At 73.1% G+C, this 16,495-nt stretch carries 16 protein-coding genes; 1 reads left to right on the top strand and 15 read right to left on the bottom strand.

The features are described 5' to 3' along the window. Positions 1-4: 4 nt before the first annotated feature. The 3 genes from ACGF5T_RS00215 to ACGF5T_RS00205 are packed head-to-tail and all read right to left on the bottom strand — an operon-like array spanning position 5 to position 3,817. Entirely contained in the window at positions 5-1,162 is a 1,158-nt protein-coding gene (locus ACGF5T_RS00215; protein WP_392886376.1) for an acyltransferase, read from the bottom strand. Beyond that, positions 1,162-3,414, bottom strand: coding sequence for a glycosyltransferase (locus ACGF5T_RS00210; protein WP_366768490.1), 2,253 nt, complete (start codon positions 3,412-3,414; stop codon positions 1,162-1,164). Before ACGF5T_RS00210 ends, ACGF5T_RS00215 begins: the two co-directional genes overlap by 1 nt. 19 nt (positions 3,415-3,433) lie before the next feature. Next, positions 3,434-3,817 (bottom strand): hypothetical protein, encoded by a 384-nt coding sequence (locus ACGF5T_RS00205; RefSeq protein ID WP_366768489.1) that lies wholly within the window; start codon positions 3,815-3,817, stop codon positions 3,434-3,436. A gap of 184 nt (positions 3,818-4,001) precedes the next feature. On the opposite strand from ACGF5T_RS00205, the gene ACGF5T_RS00200 reads away from it, so the two are divergent. Next, complete coding sequence (locus ACGF5T_RS00200) at positions 4,002-5,018, top strand: chitinase (protein ID WP_366768488.1); 1,017 nt, start codon at positions 4,002-4,004, stop codon at positions 5,016-5,018. A gap of 52 nt (positions 5,019-5,070) precedes the next feature. Here ACGF5T_RS00200 and ACGF5T_RS00195 read toward each other — a convergent pair whose 3' ends face one another. From ACGF5T_RS00195 to ACGF5T_RS00140, 12 genes are all read right to left on the bottom strand, one after another. Next, positions 5,071-5,670, bottom strand: coding sequence for a hypothetical protein (locus ACGF5T_RS00195; RefSeq protein WP_366768487.1), 600 nt, complete (start codon positions 5,668-5,670; stop codon positions 5,071-5,073). Positions 5,671-5,677: 7 nt separating this feature from the next. Beyond that, a complete protein-coding gene (gene mqnC / locus ACGF5T_RS00190; protein WP_356609244.1) occupies positions 5,678-6,877 on the bottom strand; it encodes a cyclic dehypoxanthinyl futalosine synthase in 1,200 nt (399 codons plus the stop codon). 80 nt (positions 6,878-6,957) lie between these two features. Continuing rightward, a complete protein-coding gene (locus ACGF5T_RS00185; RefSeq protein WP_356609246.1) occupies positions 6,958-7,695 on the bottom strand; it encodes an A24 family peptidase in 738 nt (245 codons plus the stop codon). Then, positions 7,692-10,682 (bottom strand): BTAD domain-containing putative transcriptional regulator, encoded by a 2,991-nt coding sequence (locus ACGF5T_RS00180; RefSeq protein ID WP_366768486.1) that lies wholly within the window; start codon positions 10,680-10,682, stop codon positions 7,692-7,694. The genes ACGF5T_RS00185 and ACGF5T_RS00180 overlap by 4 nt, the downstream gene beginning before the upstream one ends. A 305-nt stretch (positions 10,683-10,987) precedes the next feature. Continuing rightward, positions 10,988-12,037: a hypothetical protein gene (locus tag ACGF5T_RS00175; RefSeq protein WP_361014388.1), complete on the bottom strand. Its 1,050-nt coding sequence runs from the start codon at positions 12,035-12,037 to the stop codon at positions 10,988-10,990. Next, the gene (locus tag ACGF5T_RS00170; RefSeq protein WP_361014178.1) at positions 12,037-12,702 is read right to left on the bottom strand and encodes a hypothetical protein; all 666 of its coding nucleotides are present in this window, start codon (positions 12,700-12,702) and stop codon (positions 12,037-12,039) included. Before ACGF5T_RS00170 ends, ACGF5T_RS00175 begins: the two co-directional genes overlap by 1 nt. Positions 12,703-12,766: 64 nt before the next feature. Then, entirely contained in the window at positions 12,767-13,228 is a 462-nt protein-coding gene (locus ACGF5T_RS00165) for a pilus assembly protein TadG-related protein (protein WP_356609252.1), read from the bottom strand. Beyond that, positions 13,225-13,638 (bottom strand): TadE/TadG family type IV pilus assembly protein, encoded by a 414-nt coding sequence (locus tag ACGF5T_RS00160; protein WP_366768485.1) that lies wholly within the window; start codon positions 13,636-13,638, stop codon positions 13,225-13,227. The genes ACGF5T_RS00165 and ACGF5T_RS00160 overlap by 4 nt, the downstream gene beginning before the upstream one ends. Next, positions 13,639-14,088: a TadE family protein gene (locus tag ACGF5T_RS00155; RefSeq protein WP_063482782.1), complete on the bottom strand. Its 450-nt coding sequence runs from the start codon at positions 14,086-14,088 to the stop codon at positions 13,639-13,641. 54 nt (positions 14,089-14,142) lie between these two features. Further along, the gene (locus ACGF5T_RS00150) at positions 14,143-14,403 is read right to left on the bottom strand and encodes a hypothetical protein (RefSeq protein WP_356609257.1); all 261 of its coding nucleotides are present in this window, start codon (positions 14,401-14,403) and stop codon (positions 14,143-14,145) included. A 104-nt stretch (positions 14,404-14,507) separates the two neighbouring features. Beyond that, entirely contained in the window at positions 14,508-15,428 is a 921-nt protein-coding gene (locus ACGF5T_RS00145; protein WP_356609259.1) for a type II secretion system F family protein, read from the bottom strand. Next, positions 15,425-16,417, bottom strand: coding sequence for a type II secretion system F family protein (locus tag ACGF5T_RS00140; protein ID WP_361014385.1), 993 nt, complete (start codon positions 16,415-16,417; stop codon positions 15,425-15,427). The genes ACGF5T_RS00145 and ACGF5T_RS00140 overlap by 4 nt, the downstream gene beginning before the upstream one ends. Between the last annotated feature and the right edge of the window lie 78 nt (positions 16,418-16,495).

Genomic DNA, 16,495 nt, shown 5'->3' with positions numbered 1-16,495 from the left:
GGGCTCAGGGCAGCAGGCGCGGCCTCCTCCGCGCGGCGACGTCCTCGACCCAGCCGAACAGCAGCACGAAGACCGCGATGAGGGCCCAGGCCACCCCCAGCAGGAACCACTGGCTGTCCAGGGGCAGGTGGGCCTCGAAGGCGGGCACCTCCCAGAGCCGGTCGATCAGCGGGACGGCGGCCACCAGGGCGATCTCGTGCCAGAGGTAGACCGTGACGGCCCGCGCGTTGAGGACCCCCACCAGCCGGGCGGGCCACCGCAACCGCGACTGCCACCGCGACTGCCACCGCAACCGCCACCGCCACCGGGTGAGCCCGGCGCGGCCGGTGTCGAGGCGGGCCCTCGCGTACATCAGCGGCGTCACGAACCCGGCCGACCAGAAGGCCTGGGCGAGCGGGATGTCGTCGAGGTCGTACGTGCCGTACGCGGCGCGGTGGGCGAACGCGTACCAGCCGCCGCACGCGAGGGCGGCGCAGGACAGGGCGACGACCGCGGCCGGCCGGAGGCGCCCCAGCACCCCCTCGCGGTGCGCGAAGCCCAGGACCCAGCAGAAGAGGTACGTCGCGAGGTCGAGCAGCCCGGTCCCGAGGCGGTTCTCCGGCGGCCGCCACACGCACTGCAAGGCGACGACCGGGGCGAGGGACAGCAGCAGCACCGGCACCGGAGCGAGCCGGAACACCCGCAGCAGGAGCGGGGAGAGCAGGACCAGCCACAGGTACGTCCGCAGGTACCAGAGGATCTCCCAGGCCTGCTCGGCCCAGGCGCTGCCCGGCGGGTCGCCGAGCGGCACGACCCAGAAGACGATCCGCCACCCCGGCATCCAGCCGCGCACCAGCATCGCGCCCACCACGAAGGCCCCCCAGCACCACAGCGGGGGGAGCAGGCGGCGCAGCCGGGCCCGGACGACCGTCGCGGCGGGGCGCCGGAGCGACCGGGCCATCAGGGTGCCGGCCAGGCAGAACATGACACCCATGGAGGGGAACACCAGCCCGGCCCACGGCCAGCCGAAGGCGTGGTACGCGACGACCCGAACGAGGGCGAGGGCGCGCAGGGCGTCGAAGTAGCGGTCCCGGCCGCCGCTCGCGGCCCCTGGTACGGCGGCCGCGGGCGGCGCGTCCGCGGCGGGAGCGCGGCGGGCCGTCCCCTTGCTGTGCGCACCCATCACCCGGCCCCCGAGGACCCGGCCGGCGTCCCCACCTCGCCGGTCCGCTTCAGCTTCTGCCAGCGCAGCCGGCCGCCGGTGAGGGCGGTGACGCAGGAGTGGATGAGGACGAGGTACATCATCTGCCGGTACGCCAGCTGCTGGAGCGGCATCATCAGCAGGTACCGGTACTTCTCCCGGTCGAGGCGGAAGGCGTAGGCCGCGCACCCGAGCTGCACGGCGAGGACCGCCAGCCAGGCGAGCAGGGCCGCCCGGAAGTCGACGAAGAGCATCGAGTAGACGGTGAACACGTCGATGAGCGGCGCGAAGACCGGCGTGACGACCTGGAAGAGCACGACCAGCGGCATGCCGACCCGCCCGAAGCGGCCCGACGGTCCCTTGTCGGTCAGGGAGCCGCGGTGCTTCCACAGCGCCTGCATGGTGCCGTAGGACCAGCGGTAGCGCTGCGACCAGAGCTGCTTCAGGGAGCCCGGCGCCTCCGTCCAGGCCCGGGCGTGCTCCTGGTAGACGACCCGCCATCCGGCACGGTGCAGGGCGATGGTGATGTCGGTGTCCTCGGCGAGGGTGTCGTCGCTCATGCCGCCGGCCCGGAGCACCGCCTCGCGGCGGAACGCGCCGATCGCGCCGGGGATGGTCGGCATGCAGCGCAGCAGGTCGTACATGCGCCGGTCGAGGTTGAAGCCCATCACGTACTCGATGTGCTGCCAGGCGCCGATGAGGGTGCGCCGGTTGCCGACCTTGGCGTTGCCCGCGACCGCGCCGACGGCAGGGTCGGCGAAGGGCTGCACCAGGTGCCGTACGGTGTCCGGCTCGAAGACGGTGTCGCCGTCCATCATCACGACGATGTCGTACCGGGCGTGCCGCACCCCGTTGTTGAGGGCGGCCGGCTTGCCCGCGTTGGCCTGCCGGACGACCCGCACGCCCGGCAGGCCCAGGGACTCGGCGATCTCGGCGGTGCCGTCCGTCGAGCCGTCGTCCACGACGACGATCTCGATCGGGTGGGTGCTGTCCGCCAGCGAGCGGAGGGTGGCCGCGATGCACTCCTTCTCGTTGTACGCCGGCACGATCACGCTCACCGGGCCGGTCACCGGCGGGCCCCAGCTGAAGCGGCGTCGGTTGCGCCGCCGGTGGTGGCGGCGGGCGAGGAGCAGCATCAGCCCGAACCGGCCCATGACGGCCACGCCCACGACGACGAGTCCGGCCGACAGCGTCGGCACCACCCACTCCGCGACGGCGACGGCCGCGACGAGTGCCTTGCCCTCGTAGAGGGTGGTGCCGGTGGCCTCGTGGTGGGCCGCCTGGAGGCCGCCCCCGGGGCCGGCCGCGCCGCCCGCCTGTCCGGCGGGCCCGGCGGCGGGCCGCTGCTCCGCCATGACGCCGCTGACGGTGGTGAAGGTGTAGCCCTGCGCCTGCATCTTCTCGATGTACTTCGGCAGCGCCTCGATCGTCTGGGACCGCTCGCCGCCGGAGTCGTGGAAGAGGACGGAGGCCCCCTCGTCGTCCTCCGGAGTGGCCCACTCGACGATCTTCGAGACGCCGGGGCGCTTCCAGTCGTCGCTGTCGGTGTCGATGAAGACGCTGGTGTAGCCGTCCTCGCCGAGCTGCTCGTAGACGGGCCAGCTGTAATTGTCGATGGCGTTCGTCTGGGAGGAGTACGGCGCCCGGAACAGGGTGGTCGTGATGCCGGCCGCGCCCGCGAGGGCGAGCTGGGTCTGCTCGATCTCCCGGGTGACGCGGGACTCGCTCTGGTAGGAGAGGTCGATGTGGGTGAAGGTGTGGACGCCCACCTCGTTGCCCTGCTCGACCAGGTCCCCGACGATGTCCGGGTAGCGCGCGATCATCGAGCCGACCAGGAAGAACGTGCCGGGCACGTCGTACTTCTCCAGGATCTCCAGCACCTGCGGCGTCCAGGTGGGGTCGGGGCCGTCGTCGAAGGTCAGGGCGATCGTCCTGTCCGGGACGGAGACGGTGGTGGCCCGTCCGCCGGGGAAGGTGAGGATCGGCCCGCCGTCGAGGACCTCCTCGGGTACGTCGCTCGCACTGGCGCCGGTGCGGACGCGCTGGTCGCCGCCGACCTCGGCGCGCAGATAGCCGTCGAGCAGCATCACGCAGGTCAGCGCGAGCAGGAGCAGCAGGGCGAGCAGGACGCGCGGGCGTTGCAGCGCGGCGGCGCGGCCGGCGGCCCGCTCGATGCGGGAGGGGGCGCGGCGACGGCGCCGGGCGGGCGGGGAGGGGGGTGGGGGCGTGGTCATGGGGTGAGGGCGTTCCCGGTCAGTCGGTGGTGGCGGCGCCGGGAGCGGTGGCGCCGGACGTGGCGGTAGGGGGCCCGGCCGTCGCTGCGGGCGGGGCGCCCGTGGGGCCCGGGCCGCCTTGCGGACGCGTGCCGCCGCCGGGTCCCGGACCGGCCTCCCGTCCGCCCCCGAAGGGCAGCAGCGAGGACGGGTTCACCGAGGTGCCGACGCCCATGAAGGCCAGGCCGAGGACGGCCGCGTAGCCGAGGCAGACCGCCCCGACGAGGAGGCCCAGCCGGCGCAGCAGCCGGGCCCGGCGTCCGGAACCGTCGACGAAGACGGGCCCTTGCGCGGGTCCGTTGCCGCGCTTGCGACGGCGACCGCGCGGGGCGGCGCGGGAGGGGAGGGCAGGCTCGGAGTGCATTCCCCGGACGCTAGGGAGCTTTGTCCGGCGCGGACTCGGACCGCGCTGTGGGATTCCGATGAATGGCGCCGCAGCCTGTGCGCGTCCTGTGGGACGACGGGAACACGGCCCCTTTCCTCAGGAAAGCCCCAGCAACGCGTGAGACGTTCACTCGTCCGACGACGAGAACGGGAGCGTGCCGCACATGAGGGCATACCGGAAGACGGCGGCAGGGTGCGCCCTGCTGCTCGCCCTGGCCACCGCGGGCTGCGCCGGACAGGACGACGGCGCGGGCGGCGGCACGGAGGGCGGCGCCACCACGGCACCGTCCGAGTCGTCCGCGCCGGTCACCGCCTACGCCCCCTACGTCAGCGCCACCACGGCCTCCGCGACCGACTCGGGCGGTTCCCCGGCGACGTACAACCTGGCGTTCGTCCTCTCCTCCGGCGACGACTGCGTCCCGCGCTGGAACGGTGTCCAGGACATCGACGACCCCGCCGTCGCCTCGCGTGTCGCGCGGCTGACGGAGTCCGGCGCCGACGTCCGCGTCTCCTTCGGCGGCGCCTCCGGGACGGAACTGGCGGCGGCCTGCGACAGCGTCTCGGACCTGGCGGACGCGTACGGCGCGGCCCTGGACGCGGCCGGCGCCACGCGCGCGGACTTCGACGTCGAGGGCGACGACCTGACCGACACGGACTCCGTCGCCCTGCGGTCGGCGGCGATCGCGCTGCTCCAGGAGGAGCGGAGCGACCTGGAGGTCTCCTTCACCCTCCCGGTGATGCCCTCCGGCCTGGACGCCGACGGCCTGGCCCTGCTGGCGTCCGCCAACGACCACGGCGCCCGGGTCTCGACGGTCAATCTCATGACCATGAACTACGGCGAGTCGTACGACGGTGACATGGGCGCGTACGCCCTCGCCTCGGCCCGGGCCGCGCACCCGCAGCTCCGCGAGGTCTTCGGCACCTCGGACGCTGACTCCTGGCGCGGCATGGCACTCACCTCGATGCTCGGCGTCAACGACGTCGCCGGCGAGACCTTCACCCTGGCGGACGCGGCGGAGGTGCGCGCCTTCGCCGAGGAGAAGGGCCTCGCGTGGGTGTCGGTGTGGGCCGCCTTCCGGGACCGGCGGTGCGGCGAGGAGGCGTCGGCCGACGACGCGCTGACCACGTGCAGCGGCGTGGAGCAGGAGGACGGGGCGTTCGGGGCGGCGTTCGGCGCGTAGGCCGGCCAGCGCGCCTCGCGGGACCGCGCGCTCGGGCCCCGGGACCGCCCGCTCAGCGCCCCCGGTACACCAGACGGCCGCCCACGACGGTGGCCACGCACGTGGCCGCGCCGTCCCGCACGAGCGCGGCCCGGTCGGGTACGTCGAACACCGCGAACCGGGCGGGCTTCCCGGGAGCGAGCCCGGGGAGCAGCACCAGCGGCTTCGGCGAGAGGGACGCGGGCCCGGGCAGGGTGGCCGGACGCGCCGCCACGGCGAGCCCCGCGCCGCGCACCGCGTCCAGGGCCGCGCGGCCCCGCAGCTCTCCGGCGACGGCGACCGTGCCGTGCGCCAGCATGCGCTGCACCCCTCGGCGCGCGCTGGCGCCCCGCGCGGACGGGTCCGCGCCGAGGAGGGCGAGCGCGCGCTTCCCGAAGATCGGTTCGGTGCCCAGCCGGTCCGCTTCGCGCGGGTCGGGGTGGTAGGCCTGCTCCAGCAGTTCCGGACCGTACGGGTTGAGCAGGCCGGGCGTCAGGAGGCCGGGCCACCGGCGCACCCGCGCCCGCGGATGGGCGGCGGCCAGTGCCTCGTACGGGCCGACGGCGGCGAGCAGCGCGCCGTCGACGACGACGGCCGCCTCGGGCGAGGCTTCGGAGACGTGGATCGTCAGCACGGCGGCGTCAGTTGGAGGCGAGCAGCTTCAGCTCGGGGTGGGCCGTGCCGCCCTCGATCGCCGTGGACGAGATGTGCGAGACGACTCGCTCGTCGACCGGGTCGTTCGCCGGGTCGTCGTGCACGACCAGGTGCTCGTACGTCGTGGCCCGCTGCGCCGGGACGCGCCCCGCCTTGCGGATCAGGTCGATGATCTCCAGCCGGTTGGAGCGGTGCTTGGCACCGGCCGACGACACGACGTTCTCCTCCAGCATGATCGAGCCGAGGTCGTCGGCGCCGTAGTGCAGGGAGAGCTGGCCGACCTCCTTGCCGGTGGTCAGCCAGGAGCCCTGGATGTGGGCGACGTTGTCCATGAACAGCCGGGCGATGGCGATCATCCGCAGGTACTCGAAGAGCGTGGCCTGCGTACGGCCCTTCAGGTGGTTGTTCTCGGGCTGGTAGGTGTACGGGATGAAGGCGCGGAAGCCGCCGGTGCGGTCCTGCACGTCCCGGATCATCCGCAGGTGCTCGATGCGCTCGGCGTTGGTCTCGCCGGTCCCCATGAGCATGGTGGAGGTGGACTCCACGCCCAGGTTGTGCGCGATCTCCATGATCTCCAGCCAGCGCTCGCCGGACTCCTTCAGCGGCGCGATCGCCTTGCGCGGACGCTCGGGCAGCAGCTCGGCGCCGGCGCCCGCGAAGGAGTCGAGCCCGGCGGCGTGGATACGGGTGATGGCCTCCTCGACCGACACCTTCGAGATCCGCGCCATGTGCTCGACCTCGCTCGCCCCCAGGCTGTGGATGACGAGCTGCGGGAACTCCTTCTTGATGGCGGCGAAGTGCTTCTCGTAGTACTCGACGCCGTAGTCCGGGTGGTGGCCGCCCTGGAACATGATCTGGGTGCCGCCCAGCTCGATCGTCTCCGCGCAGCGGCGCAGGATGTCGTCGAGGTCGCGGGTCCAGCCCTTGGCGGTGTCCTTGGGCGCGGCGTAGAAGGCGCAGAACCTGCACGCCGTGACGCACACGTTCGTGTAGTTGATGTTCCGCTCGATGATGTACGTCGCGATGTGCTCGGTACCGGCGTACCGCCGCCTGCGTACGGCGTCGGCTGCGGCGCCCAGCGCGTGCAGCGGCGCGTCCCGGTAGAGGTCGAGCGCCTCTTCGGGGGTGATCCGCCCACCGGCGGCGGCGCGGTCGAGGATGGGCTGAAGGTCGGCCTTCTCGGTCACCGGCGTCCCTTTCGCAGAGTTCGTAAGGGGTTGTGGACGGACGCGACCCAGCGTACGCCAGGCCTTTCACGGGTCCGCGCTCAGGCCGCACCGGCCCCGGCCAGGACGCCGAGGAACGCGCCCGCGAGCAGGAACGGGCCGAAGGGGATGGCGGTCTTGCGGCCGGCCCGCCGGGCGACGACGAGGGCACCGCCGTAGAGCGCGCCGAGCAGGAAACCGGCGAGGGTGCCGAGCATGACCGCCGACCAGCCGTACCAGCCGAGGGCGGCGCCGGCCGCGAGGGCCAGTTTCACGTCGCCGAAGCCCATGCCGGCCGGGTTGATGAGGAACAGCACGCCATAGCCGGCGCCGAGCGCGAGGGCGCCCAGCAGGGCGGTGGTCCAGCGGCCGGCGTGCTCGGGCAGGAGCGCGGCGAGGCCGAGGAGGGCGAGGGCGGCACCGGCGAGCGGCAGGGTGAGGGGGTCGGGCAGCCGCCGTACCCGCAGGTCGACCACGGCGAGCAGGACGGCGGCGGGGGCGAGCAGCAGCCAGACGGCCAGCTCGGGACGGGTCCCGGCGGCGGCGGCGAGGGCGGCGCAGACGAGGGCGGTGACGGTGGCCGGGATGGTCGCCCGGGGACCGTAGGACGCCGCCTCGGCCGGGCACTGCCCGCACCGGGCCCGGCCGAGCCAGCCCGCGACCGGGTGCTCCCGCGGGCAGCACTCGCGCCACGCCTCCCCCGGAGGGGCGGAGAAGCGGTAGGCCGCCCGGGGCAGGAGCGCGCCGGTCGCCGCGCCCCAGAGCGCGGCGACGAGGACGAGCAGCAGGGCGGTGCTCATCCGGCGGCGGCGACGCCCTCGCGCCAGGTCGGCAGCAGTTCGTCGAGCAGCGCCTCGGTGCGCGGCGGCAGGCCGCGCGCGCCGCTGCGCCCGACGAGGTCGGCGGCGAGGGCGTGCAGCCGGTCCGGGTCGCCCGTGGCGTGCGTCGCGCGCAGCAGCTCGTGCCACAGCCGCTCGTCGGCCGGGGCGGTGCGCAGGGCCGCGTTCAGCGCCTCGATCGCCTTCTCGGCGCGGTCCTTCTCCAGGTGGAACTCGCTGAGCGCCAGCCCGGTGTCCGCGACGAGCAGCGGCAGTTGCGCGTCGACGATCTCGTGGGTGAGCCAGCGGTAGCGGCCCTCGGGCCGGTCGGCGAGCAACGGCCCGCGCACCAGCACCAGCGCGTCGGTGAGGAGCCGGCCGCGCACCTGGCGGCTGCCGACGCCCCGACCCTGGGTCGCCTCGTAGTAGAGGGAGCGCAGGACGTCCAGGTCGGAGACGACGGACTGGGCGAGGGTGAGCCGCCCGGTGGCGTCGGTGCCGAGCCTCGGCGTGCCGTCGGGGTCGGTGCCCAGCCAGGCCTGCAGGCGCTCCAGCAGCGCGTCGCGCACGTCCGGCGTGACCCCGCGCGGCCAGAGCGCGGAGGCCAGCACGCGCGGGTGGACGCCCTCGCGGTGCAGCAGGAGCAGGGCGAGTGCCTCGTGCAGCTGGGCGCTGCGCTCGCCGTCGGGCGCCTCCAGGCCGATGATCTCGTACGACCCGACGAGGCGGGCGTACACCGCCGGGCGGCCCTGCTCGCTGATGTCGACCAGGAACGGCGGGGTGTGGGGCGGTCCGCCGGGGCCGCCGGGGCCGTGCTCCGGGTCGGCGTCGGTGAACAGCTCGACGACGGCCCGCTGCTGGGCGGCCGGCAGCAACTGGGCCTCCAGTTCCAGGCCGAGGAGCGGCGCGAGCAGCCTGCCCTCGCCGGTGATCTCCATCTCCCAGGCGGCGCCCGGCAGTTCCGCTCCCTCGGTGCCGACCAGGTAGCCGATGCCGAGGCGGCTCGCGTCGGCCGCGAGCTCGGCCAGGCGCAGGGCGTCCTCGTCGGACGGCTGGGCGGCGAGCAGTACGAGGTGCGGTGCCCAGCGCGTGTGCTGGGCGGGACCGGTGCGGCCGGTGAGGACGGAGTCGTGCCCGGCCGCGCCGAGCGCGCCGCGGCGCTGCCGGGTCTCGGCGGACATGGTCTCGAAGAGGTCGTCGAAGCCGTCGAGGTGCCGGATCCGGTTGGGCGCGAGGGGCGTGAGGTCCTCGCCGAACCCGACGAGGGTGATCGTCATGCGGTCCGACCAGCCGTTGGTGGCCAGTTCGGCGGCGACCGACGCGAAGACGGCGGCCCGGTCGGCCTGCGCACCGCTGAGCGAGACCAGGCCGGGCACCGACTCCAGGTTGAGCAGCAGCCGGGAGTCGTCCATGGTGCCGAGGCTGACGAGCCCGGGGTACGGCGCCGCGGTGTCGACGTCCTCGTACCGCTCGGCGTCGGCGCGGGCCAGCAGCCAGAAGGTCTGGTCCTGCCCGACCTGCCAGGGCGCCGGCGGCTTCCCGGCGGGCTGGGCGAGCTGGAGGTGCAGGTCGCCGTTGCCGCCCATCCAGGCGGCGTAGACGACCGGCAGCGGCCGCGACTCGGCGGCGAGCGCGCCGGCCAGCCCGCGCAGGGACCGGTCCAGCAGGCGTACGCCCTCGGGGTCGGCGCCCACCAGCAGCGCGTCCTGCACGTCCTGGGCGTCGCCGCTCGGCGTGGGCGGCTCCATGCCGCGCCGTCCGCCGATGCCGCCGAGCGCCGACTGCCACAGCGCCTGCCGGCGCCGGCGGCCGAGGGCACCGAGGAGGCCGGCGGCGAGGAGGGGGGCGGCCAGGAGAGCCTCGGGGAGCCCGAAGGAGTCCCCGAACCGGCCGTCCTGCGCGGTCGGTCCGGCCTCGGCGGGGGTGGTGTGCTCCTGCCCGGCGCTCGGGGCCGCCGGTGCGGGCGCGGGTCGCTGCTCGGGGAGGGAGACGTGGGCGTCGCCGGCCCCGCCGCCCTGGGCGCCGCCGCTCCCCTGCGCCTGGTCCCCGGTGCGCGCGTAGTCCTGGATCTGCTGCTGCACCTGCTCGGAGACCTTCGGCGCCTCGTCGGGCATCTCGACCAGCTCGCCGCCGCGGGCGTCGCCGGGCATCTCCATGATCCATCCCGGCCGGATCAGGGAGGCCTCGGACAGCTTCGAACCGTCCGGCTGTACGCGGTCCTTGTTGAGCTCGAAGATCTCGTGGTACCGACGCCCGTCCCCGAGGTGCCGGTCGGCGATCTCCCAGAGGGAGTCGTGGTGACGCCCCTCGGGCGGCTGGATGCGGTAGTACTTCGTGTCGCCGTGCGCGGCGGAGGCTCCGTCGGCGCGGGCCGCTGCCTGACCGGCCTGTTCGGCGAGGGCGCCCGCGGCAGCGGCGGCCTGCTCCTGCTGCTGGGCGAAGAGTCCCGGCGTCTGCTGGGCGGCCGCCACGGACGGCTTCTGGTTCCCCTCCAGGCTGTGCCCGAGCTGCGAGAGCCCCGGCGTGAGGCTCGCCGCGGTGGCGCCGACGAGCAGCAGCGCGGCCACGAGCTGCCGGGCCAGCAGCTGACTGGGTCCGGCCCCCGGCACCCGCCCCGGCACCCCCACGCCGGACAGCGCGGCCTTGACCTCGACGAGCACGCAGGCGGCGAACTGCGCCCAGGCGAACCAGACGATGACGGTCAGGATGCTCAGGAAGGTGTCGACGGTGATCTCGCGCTGCAGCCAGTCCAGACCGGGCGCACCGTCCGGGAACGGCCACCCGACGGTCACGGCCAGCCCGAGGGGCACCCCGACGACCAGCCCCACCAGCGCCACGAAGGCCAGGAACGCCTTGACGAAGTCCCCGAACGACCGCCGCCGCACCCGCACCGGCTGAGGCGTCCGGTTTCTCGGGGCCGGCGAACTTCCCGTCGAGCTTGACGAGCTGGGGGTGCGGCGTCGCGGCATGGCGGGTTTCCCGGATCGTGTGGTGAGTGTGAGCAGGGGTGGTCGGGGTGGTCGGTGTACCAGATATGAGGTCGGTGCACCAGGTATGAGGGGTGTGCTGAGCCTACAGAGATCTTATGGACTCATACCGACAGCGTCGAAGGGCCGGCGGGGGCCGACCTCACGACCGCCGCCCGCTTTACGGTCTTTGCCCGTTGGCGCCGGGACCTCTTCACCGCCCCCGCACAAGCGACGGCGGAGCGACGGGCCGGTGAGCCGACGCGCCACGGCCGACGGGGCGTCGCCGCCCCGTCCACCGGCCGGCATCAGCGGTTCACCGACTGGATCTCCTGGACCGTCACGTCCTGCGTCGCGCCGAACGTGCCTTCCGGGAGCTTGCCGCCCTCGCCCGTGGTGCTGGTCCACGAGATCTTCCAGGTGACGGTCGCCTGCAGGGGGTACGCGCCGTCGGCGCCGGAGGCGCGCAGGTAGGTGACGCCGCAGGGCGGGGTGTCGTCGGCCTTTCCGGCCGCGTAGGGCTCACCGATGCTGCCGTCGCCGTTGATCCCGCAGTCGCCGGAGGCCGGGTACGTCTGGGCGTCGCCGGTGCCCGGGTCGATGTGCAGGGAGACGGGCTCGGCGGTGGTGGTCGCGGAGAGCCCGGTACCGGGGAGGCTGGCGGTGACGGAGATCTTCTTGAACTTCGCCTTGTCCAGCCAGATCCAGGTCGGCAGGTTCACCTTGGTGGCCCCGGCCGGCGCCATGGTGATCTCGGTGCCTGGGACGGGGAGTTCGTCGTAGGCGTATTCGGCGAGCACCTGGGGGGTGAGAGCCAAGGGCTCTTCAGGAACCTCGCCCTCGTCCACCCAGAAGGGCTGCTTGTCACAGGAGTTGGCCTCGGGATCGTCCTTGCGGTTGGGGTTCTTCACCGCCGCCCAGAACATTCCCTCGCCCTCTTTGTCGAGGTTGTAGTTTTTGTAGGGCTCTCCGTCCTTGTAGTAAGCATCCAGAGAGTCACCGACGAAGTCCCCGACGCCACCAAGGAACGGCAAGCCGTCAATACTCCGCCACAGCTTTACGGTTTCCTCGATCTCCTTGGGCGAGAAGGCGGGCTCGTACCAACACGCCGGCGGCGTCCAATCGCTGTTGTCCGGTGTGAGTGTCCCCGTGCCGGTAGTCCGAGAGCTGCCGTTCACAGTGGTCGTGACCTTGGTCTCCGCCCTGATGACGCCCTCCTGGGAGGACGCGCTGGAGCTGGCCTCCGTGCCACCTCCGGCGTCGCGGCCGCCACCTGCCACGGCTACGGACGGCACCGCGCCGATTCCCAGGGCCAGGACAGGGACCAGGAGCAGGCGGGTCGAGAAAGCAACTCGCATCACATGCACCTCTTGGCCGCCTCGGTCGAGGACACACTCGTCGTCTGCCACACGCCTTGGGCGTTCTTCTCCAACCGGGTGTTGTAGAAGGCGTAGTCACTGGGTGACGCCTTGACCGAACGGTCCACTTTGCCGGTCTTGCGATTCTTCGGGTATGTGCCGGTCGCGTCCATGCAGTACGTGACGGTTGCCGATCCGTCCTTAGCGAACGTGACCTCACGGTCGTAATAACGGGTCTTGCCCGTGAAGCTGCGGTCGTTGTCGTAGAACGACTTGATGTAGGTGGCGGCCGACATGAGGGCGTCGCCCTTCGAGTAGAACTCCAGCGCCGGATGCTTGTCCGCATCCACGACGATCGCCTCGTCGATCGAGTTGACGCGCCTCTCGTTGTCCGCCAGTACGGCGTCCTTCTTCGTGTCACCCGTCGAGCCGTCCTCGAAGATGTTCTCGACGTCGGACGGCAGCCTGACCTCCGGCCGCTCGATCCCGTCCCCGCCGGCGGGCGCTGAGGCGGTCGGGGACGCCGAGGCCGAAGCCCCCGTGTCCGCGCCCGCGATCTTGTCCTTGCCGGAGTCCTCGGTGTCGGAGCCGCCGCAGCCGGACAGCATCAGGGCGACCGCGGCCGTCAGGGCGGCGGCCGCGGTGGTGGTCGGGCGTGTGCGCATGGGAGTGGTACCTCCGTTGGTGGGGGGATGGGGCGCGGGGCGGGAGGGAAGGAGAGGCGTCGGGTCAGCCCACCTCGTTCTCCGCCACCGCCTGCCCGTGGACGACCACGTCGCCGCCGTAGAACATCCCCGTGAAGACCGGGGAGTAGGTCAGCTGGACCTCGACCTGCACCTGGGCGACGTCGGCCGTCACGCAGTGCGTCGCGGCGATGTCCTGGCCGGTCATGTCCATCTCCGCGGCGAAGGACTTGACCCGGGCGTCGCAGTTCTCGTAGTTGATGGGGGCGGGGCCGCCCACGTCGTCGTAGAGGGCCTCGCGGTCGATGTCCTGCGCGGCGTAGCGCGCGGCCTGTTCGGCGATGTCCGCGGCACGCTCCCGCTTGGAGATGGACATGCCGCCGTCGATGACGAAGGCCGAGAGGGAGAGGAAGACCAGGGCGAAGACGATCACCGCGCCGGCGCCCGAGCCGCGGTCGTCGAGGCGGGCGCGCCGGTCGGTGAGCCAGGTGCGTACGGGGGCCCTCACGCCGTCCTCCGGTAGGGGTCCAGCGGGGAGCTGAAACTCGCCGTCAGCGTCGTCGGGATGTTCAGGCCGATGGAGGCCAGGCCCCGCACCTCGCAGCTCACCTCGACCGTGAAGAGGGTGTCGGGCTCGAAGCCCGCGCTCTTCTGGAGGACGGAGACCGGGCCGGCGCAGACGTCCGCCAGGTTGGACTCGGCCGCCTTCTTCGCCTCGGCGAGGGCCGTGCCGTGGTCCTTCTGGATGGAGCCCGCGCGGGCGGCGTCCCGGGCCGCTCCGTCGAGCGCGCCGCGGCCGTCCACGAGCTGGCCGAAGGCCACCAGGACGAGGATGAAGAGGATCATCACCGGGGCCAGGATCACCACCTCGATGGTGGACAGGCCCTCGTCACCGGTGGTCGGACGGGAGTCGTCCATCTAGTTCTCCCCCTCCTGGACGAACCGCTCCACCGGCCCCATCGACTGGGCGTGCACCGTCAGGTCCAGGCCCGGGAAGACGGTGGGGATGCGGGCCGTGATCTCCACACCGACCGTGTCCTGCTCCGGCTGGAGCAGCTTCACGTCCGGGGAGAGGACCAGTTGGGGGCCCAGCTGGCGGATGTAGCTGTCGACCACGTCCTGGGCCTCGCCCCGCCAGCCGCCGGGCTGGTCGTGCGCCGTGGCGCGGGCCTTGCGCGCGCCCGCCTGGGCCGCCGCCTGCGCCACGTGGTCGGCGAAGAAGTACAGCCCGAACTGCACGGTCGCGAAGATCATGAAGAAGAGGACCGGCGTGAGCAGCACGAACTCGATCGCGGTCATGCCGGAGTCACCGCGCGCGGAGGCAGCCTCCACGCGTCGGCGCACCCAACCACGTACGCGCACTGACACCCCGTATCCCCCTGCTTCCCGTACTGCCTGCCGCGGCGGAACCCGTGCCCGCGGTCAGCAGGTGCTGCCCGCGTCCGCGCCCTTGATGCACTCGCCGACCTTGTTGGCGCCCTCGCTGAGCGCGGCGTTGATGATGGCGGCCACCACGCCGACGATCGCGACGACGACAGCGGAGATGATGACCCACTCGACCGCGGACGCGCCGCGGTCCAGCTCGCCGGAGCGGGCGCGGTCCACGCGGGCCCGCAGGAAGGTGATCAGGAAGTCCACGGGCACGATGCCGGTGGTGCCGGTGCGGAGGTTCCGTCCGTTCATGGTGGCTTGTGTCCTTTCGTATCAGTTCTGGGGTGGAAGCGGCTCGGAGCTGCTGAGCCGAAGGAGTCGAAGGAGCCGCAAGAGGCGAGGGCGGGGACGGGGCGTCACACCTGGAACACCCGCATCGCCGCCGGGTAGATGAGGAACACCAGGAACCCGGCGCACAGCAGGAGCTGGGCCACGAGCATCGACTGGGACTTCTCGCCCGCGCTGCCCTCGATCTCGGAGAGTTCGCGGTGGCGCATGGTCTCGGCGCGGGAGGCGAGGGACTCGCGGACCTTGGCGCCGTCGTCGGCCACCAGGGCCAGCGAGGCGGACAGGTCCTTGAGTTCCTCGACGCCGAGGTCCTCGCCGAGCTGGCCCAGTGCCTGCCACTGGCTGATGCCGGTGATGCGCGCGTCGGCCAGGGCGTTGCGGATCCGGTGGGTGGCCCAGCCGTCGGACACCTCCGCCGCCGCCATCAGCGCCTCGGGCAGGCCGCGCCCGCCGGCCAGGCTCATGGAGACCAGGTCCAGGTAGGCGCCGATCACGCGGCGCAGGTCGCGGCGCTTCTCGGCCGCGTCCCGGCGCACCTCCAGGTCGGGGAGGAAGAAGAAGACCGCGGCGCAGAGCAGCGCCAGCCAGACCGGGACGATCGGGCTGTCGTTGAAGCCCAGCGTCCAGACGATGGCGAACAGGAACGGCCCGAAGAACAGGCCGCCCGCCGCCAGCAGCGCCTTGGTCGCCAGGAACTTCTCCCAGCTGCGGTCCAACACCGCCAGGTCCGCCCGCAGCGAGCGCTGTTCCCAGCCCTGCTGCATGTACAGCTCGGCGACGCGTGCGCCGACCTGGGCCCGCAGCGAACCGAGGCGGCCGGAGTCCTGGACCGTCCGGGCCGACTCGTACGCCGTCCCACGGGCCCGCATCGCGTCGATGCGGGCGACCTGCTGGATCGGGCTCCGCCTGCTCGGCATCAGGGCGCGGACCAGGGCGTAGACGCCCAGGCCGATGACCGCGCCGACCAGGACCGGCATTGTCAGGTTCATCGTCGTACCCCCTCGTCCCCAGACGCCTGCGACGGCTGGGACGGTTGCGGCAGGCGCTGCGCGGGCTGGCCCTGGGCGCCCGTACGGTCCGCGGTGCGGGGGCGCACGAACTGGACGTCGGAGCCGTCCCGGACCAGGAAGCGCTCCGGCGTCTCGATGGTCGACAGCTTGCGCAGCCACCAGAAGCCCAGCGCGAAGAGTCCGCACACGCAGGCCAGGACGAGCTGGCCGACGGGTGAGCCGTACGGCTCGACGAAGTCCCGGTTGAAGACGGACAGGCCTAGGACGAACAGCACCGAGACCGCGACGACGATCTGGACCGACCGGCGGGTCGAGGCGCGCTGCGCCATGACCCGCTGACGCATGTCGACCTCCTCGCGCGCCGACTTGGCGAGCGCGCCGAGGACCTGGCGCAGACCCGGGCCGCGCAGCCGCGCGTTGAGGATCAGCGCCGCGACGATGATGTCGGCGGACGCGTCGTCGATCTCGTCGGCGAGGTGCTGGAGCGCCTCGGGCAGCGGCGTGCGGGAGCGCAGCCGGTCGACGAGCGCGTCCAGGTGCGGACGCAGGACGGGGGCGGCGGCACGGGCCGAGGCGGGGATGGCCTGCTCCAGGCCGACCGCGCCGGCGATGGTGTCGCGCAGCGACTCCGTCCAGGAGGCGAGGGCCTCCACGCGCTTCATGGCGGCCCGTTCCTCACCGGCGCCGCCGAAGAGGCGGTCCCAGAAGAAGACGAGGACGCCGGCCGCGATGCCCAGCACCGCCCAACGGGTCAGGAGCAGCACGACGAGGCCGACGATGGCCGCGAGGGAACCCCGTTGACCGGCCCAGCGGATCAGCTCGCTCGCCCGCTCGGCCGCCTGCCGCTTCTCGTGCTCGGGCTTGGCGGGCAGGCCGCGCACGGCGAGGAGGAGGAGGGCGAGGCCGCCGCCGACGGCGACACCGCAGCCCAGCGCGTACAGGACGGTGGTGGAGAACAGGCCGCCCATCGAGCCGAGGGAGTCCAGTGCGGCGAGCGGCACGCCGGTGGTGTGCGCGGTCACGTCCGCGGAGTACGCGGTCACGTC

It is taken from the genome of Streptomyces sp. NPDC047853, assembly GCF_043204535.1.
Classification (GTDB): Bacteria; Actinomycetota; Actinomycetes; order Streptomycetales; family Streptomycetaceae; genus Streptomyces.
The sequence above is the reverse complement of the archived record's forward strand: the minus strand, read 5'-3'. Positions and strand labels throughout refer to the sequence as shown.

Excerpts from the sequence above, each read along its gene's own strand:
- ACGF5T_RS00215 (WP_392886376.1), bottom strand. The coding sequence starts at position 1,162 with ATGGGTGCGCACAGCAAGGGGACGGCCCGCCGCGCTCCCGCCGCGGAC.
- ACGF5T_RS00210 (WP_366768490.1), bottom strand. The coding sequence starts at position 3,414 with ATGACCACGCCCCCACCCCCCTCCCCGCCCGCCCGGCGCCGTCGCCGC.
- ACGF5T_RS00205 (WP_366768489.1), bottom strand. The coding sequence starts at position 3,817 with ATGCACTCCGAGCCTGCCCTCCCCTCCCGCGCCGCCCCGCGCGGTCGC.
- ACGF5T_RS00200 (WP_366768488.1), top strand. The coding sequence starts at position 4,002 with ATGAGGGCATACCGGAAGACGGCGGCAGGGTGCGCCCTGCTGCTCGCC.
- ACGF5T_RS00185 (WP_356609246.1), bottom strand. The coding sequence starts at position 7,695 with ATGAGCACCGCCCTGCTGCTCGTCCTCGTCGCCGCGCTCTGGGGCGCG.
- ACGF5T_RS00180 (WP_366768486.1), bottom strand. The coding sequence starts at position 10,682 with ATGCCGCGACGCCGCACCCCCAGCTCGTCAAGCTCGACGGGAAGTTCG.
- ACGF5T_RS00175 (WP_361014388.1), bottom strand. The coding sequence starts at position 12,037 with ATGCGAGTTGCTTTCTCGACCCGCCTGCTCCTGGTCCCTGTCCTGGCC.
- ACGF5T_RS00170 (WP_361014178.1), bottom strand. The coding sequence starts at position 12,702 with ATGCGCACACGCCCGACCACCACCGCGGCCGCCGCCCTGACGGCCGCG.
- ACGF5T_RS00160 (WP_366768485.1), bottom strand. The coding sequence starts at position 13,638 with ATGGACGACTCCCGTCCGACCACCGGTGACGAGGGCCTGTCCACCATC.
- ACGF5T_RS00150 (WP_356609257.1), bottom strand. The coding sequence starts at position 14,403 with ATGAACGGACGGAACCTCCGCACCGGCACCACCGGCATCGTGCCCGTG.
- ACGF5T_RS00145 (WP_356609259.1), bottom strand. The coding sequence starts at position 15,428 with ATGAACCTGACAATGCCGGTCCTGGTCGGCGCGGTCATCGGCCTGGGC.
- ACGF5T_RS00140 (WP_361014385.1), bottom strand. The coding sequence starts at position 16,417 with ATGGGCGGCCTGTTCTCCACCACCGTCCTGTACGCGCTGGGCTGCGGT.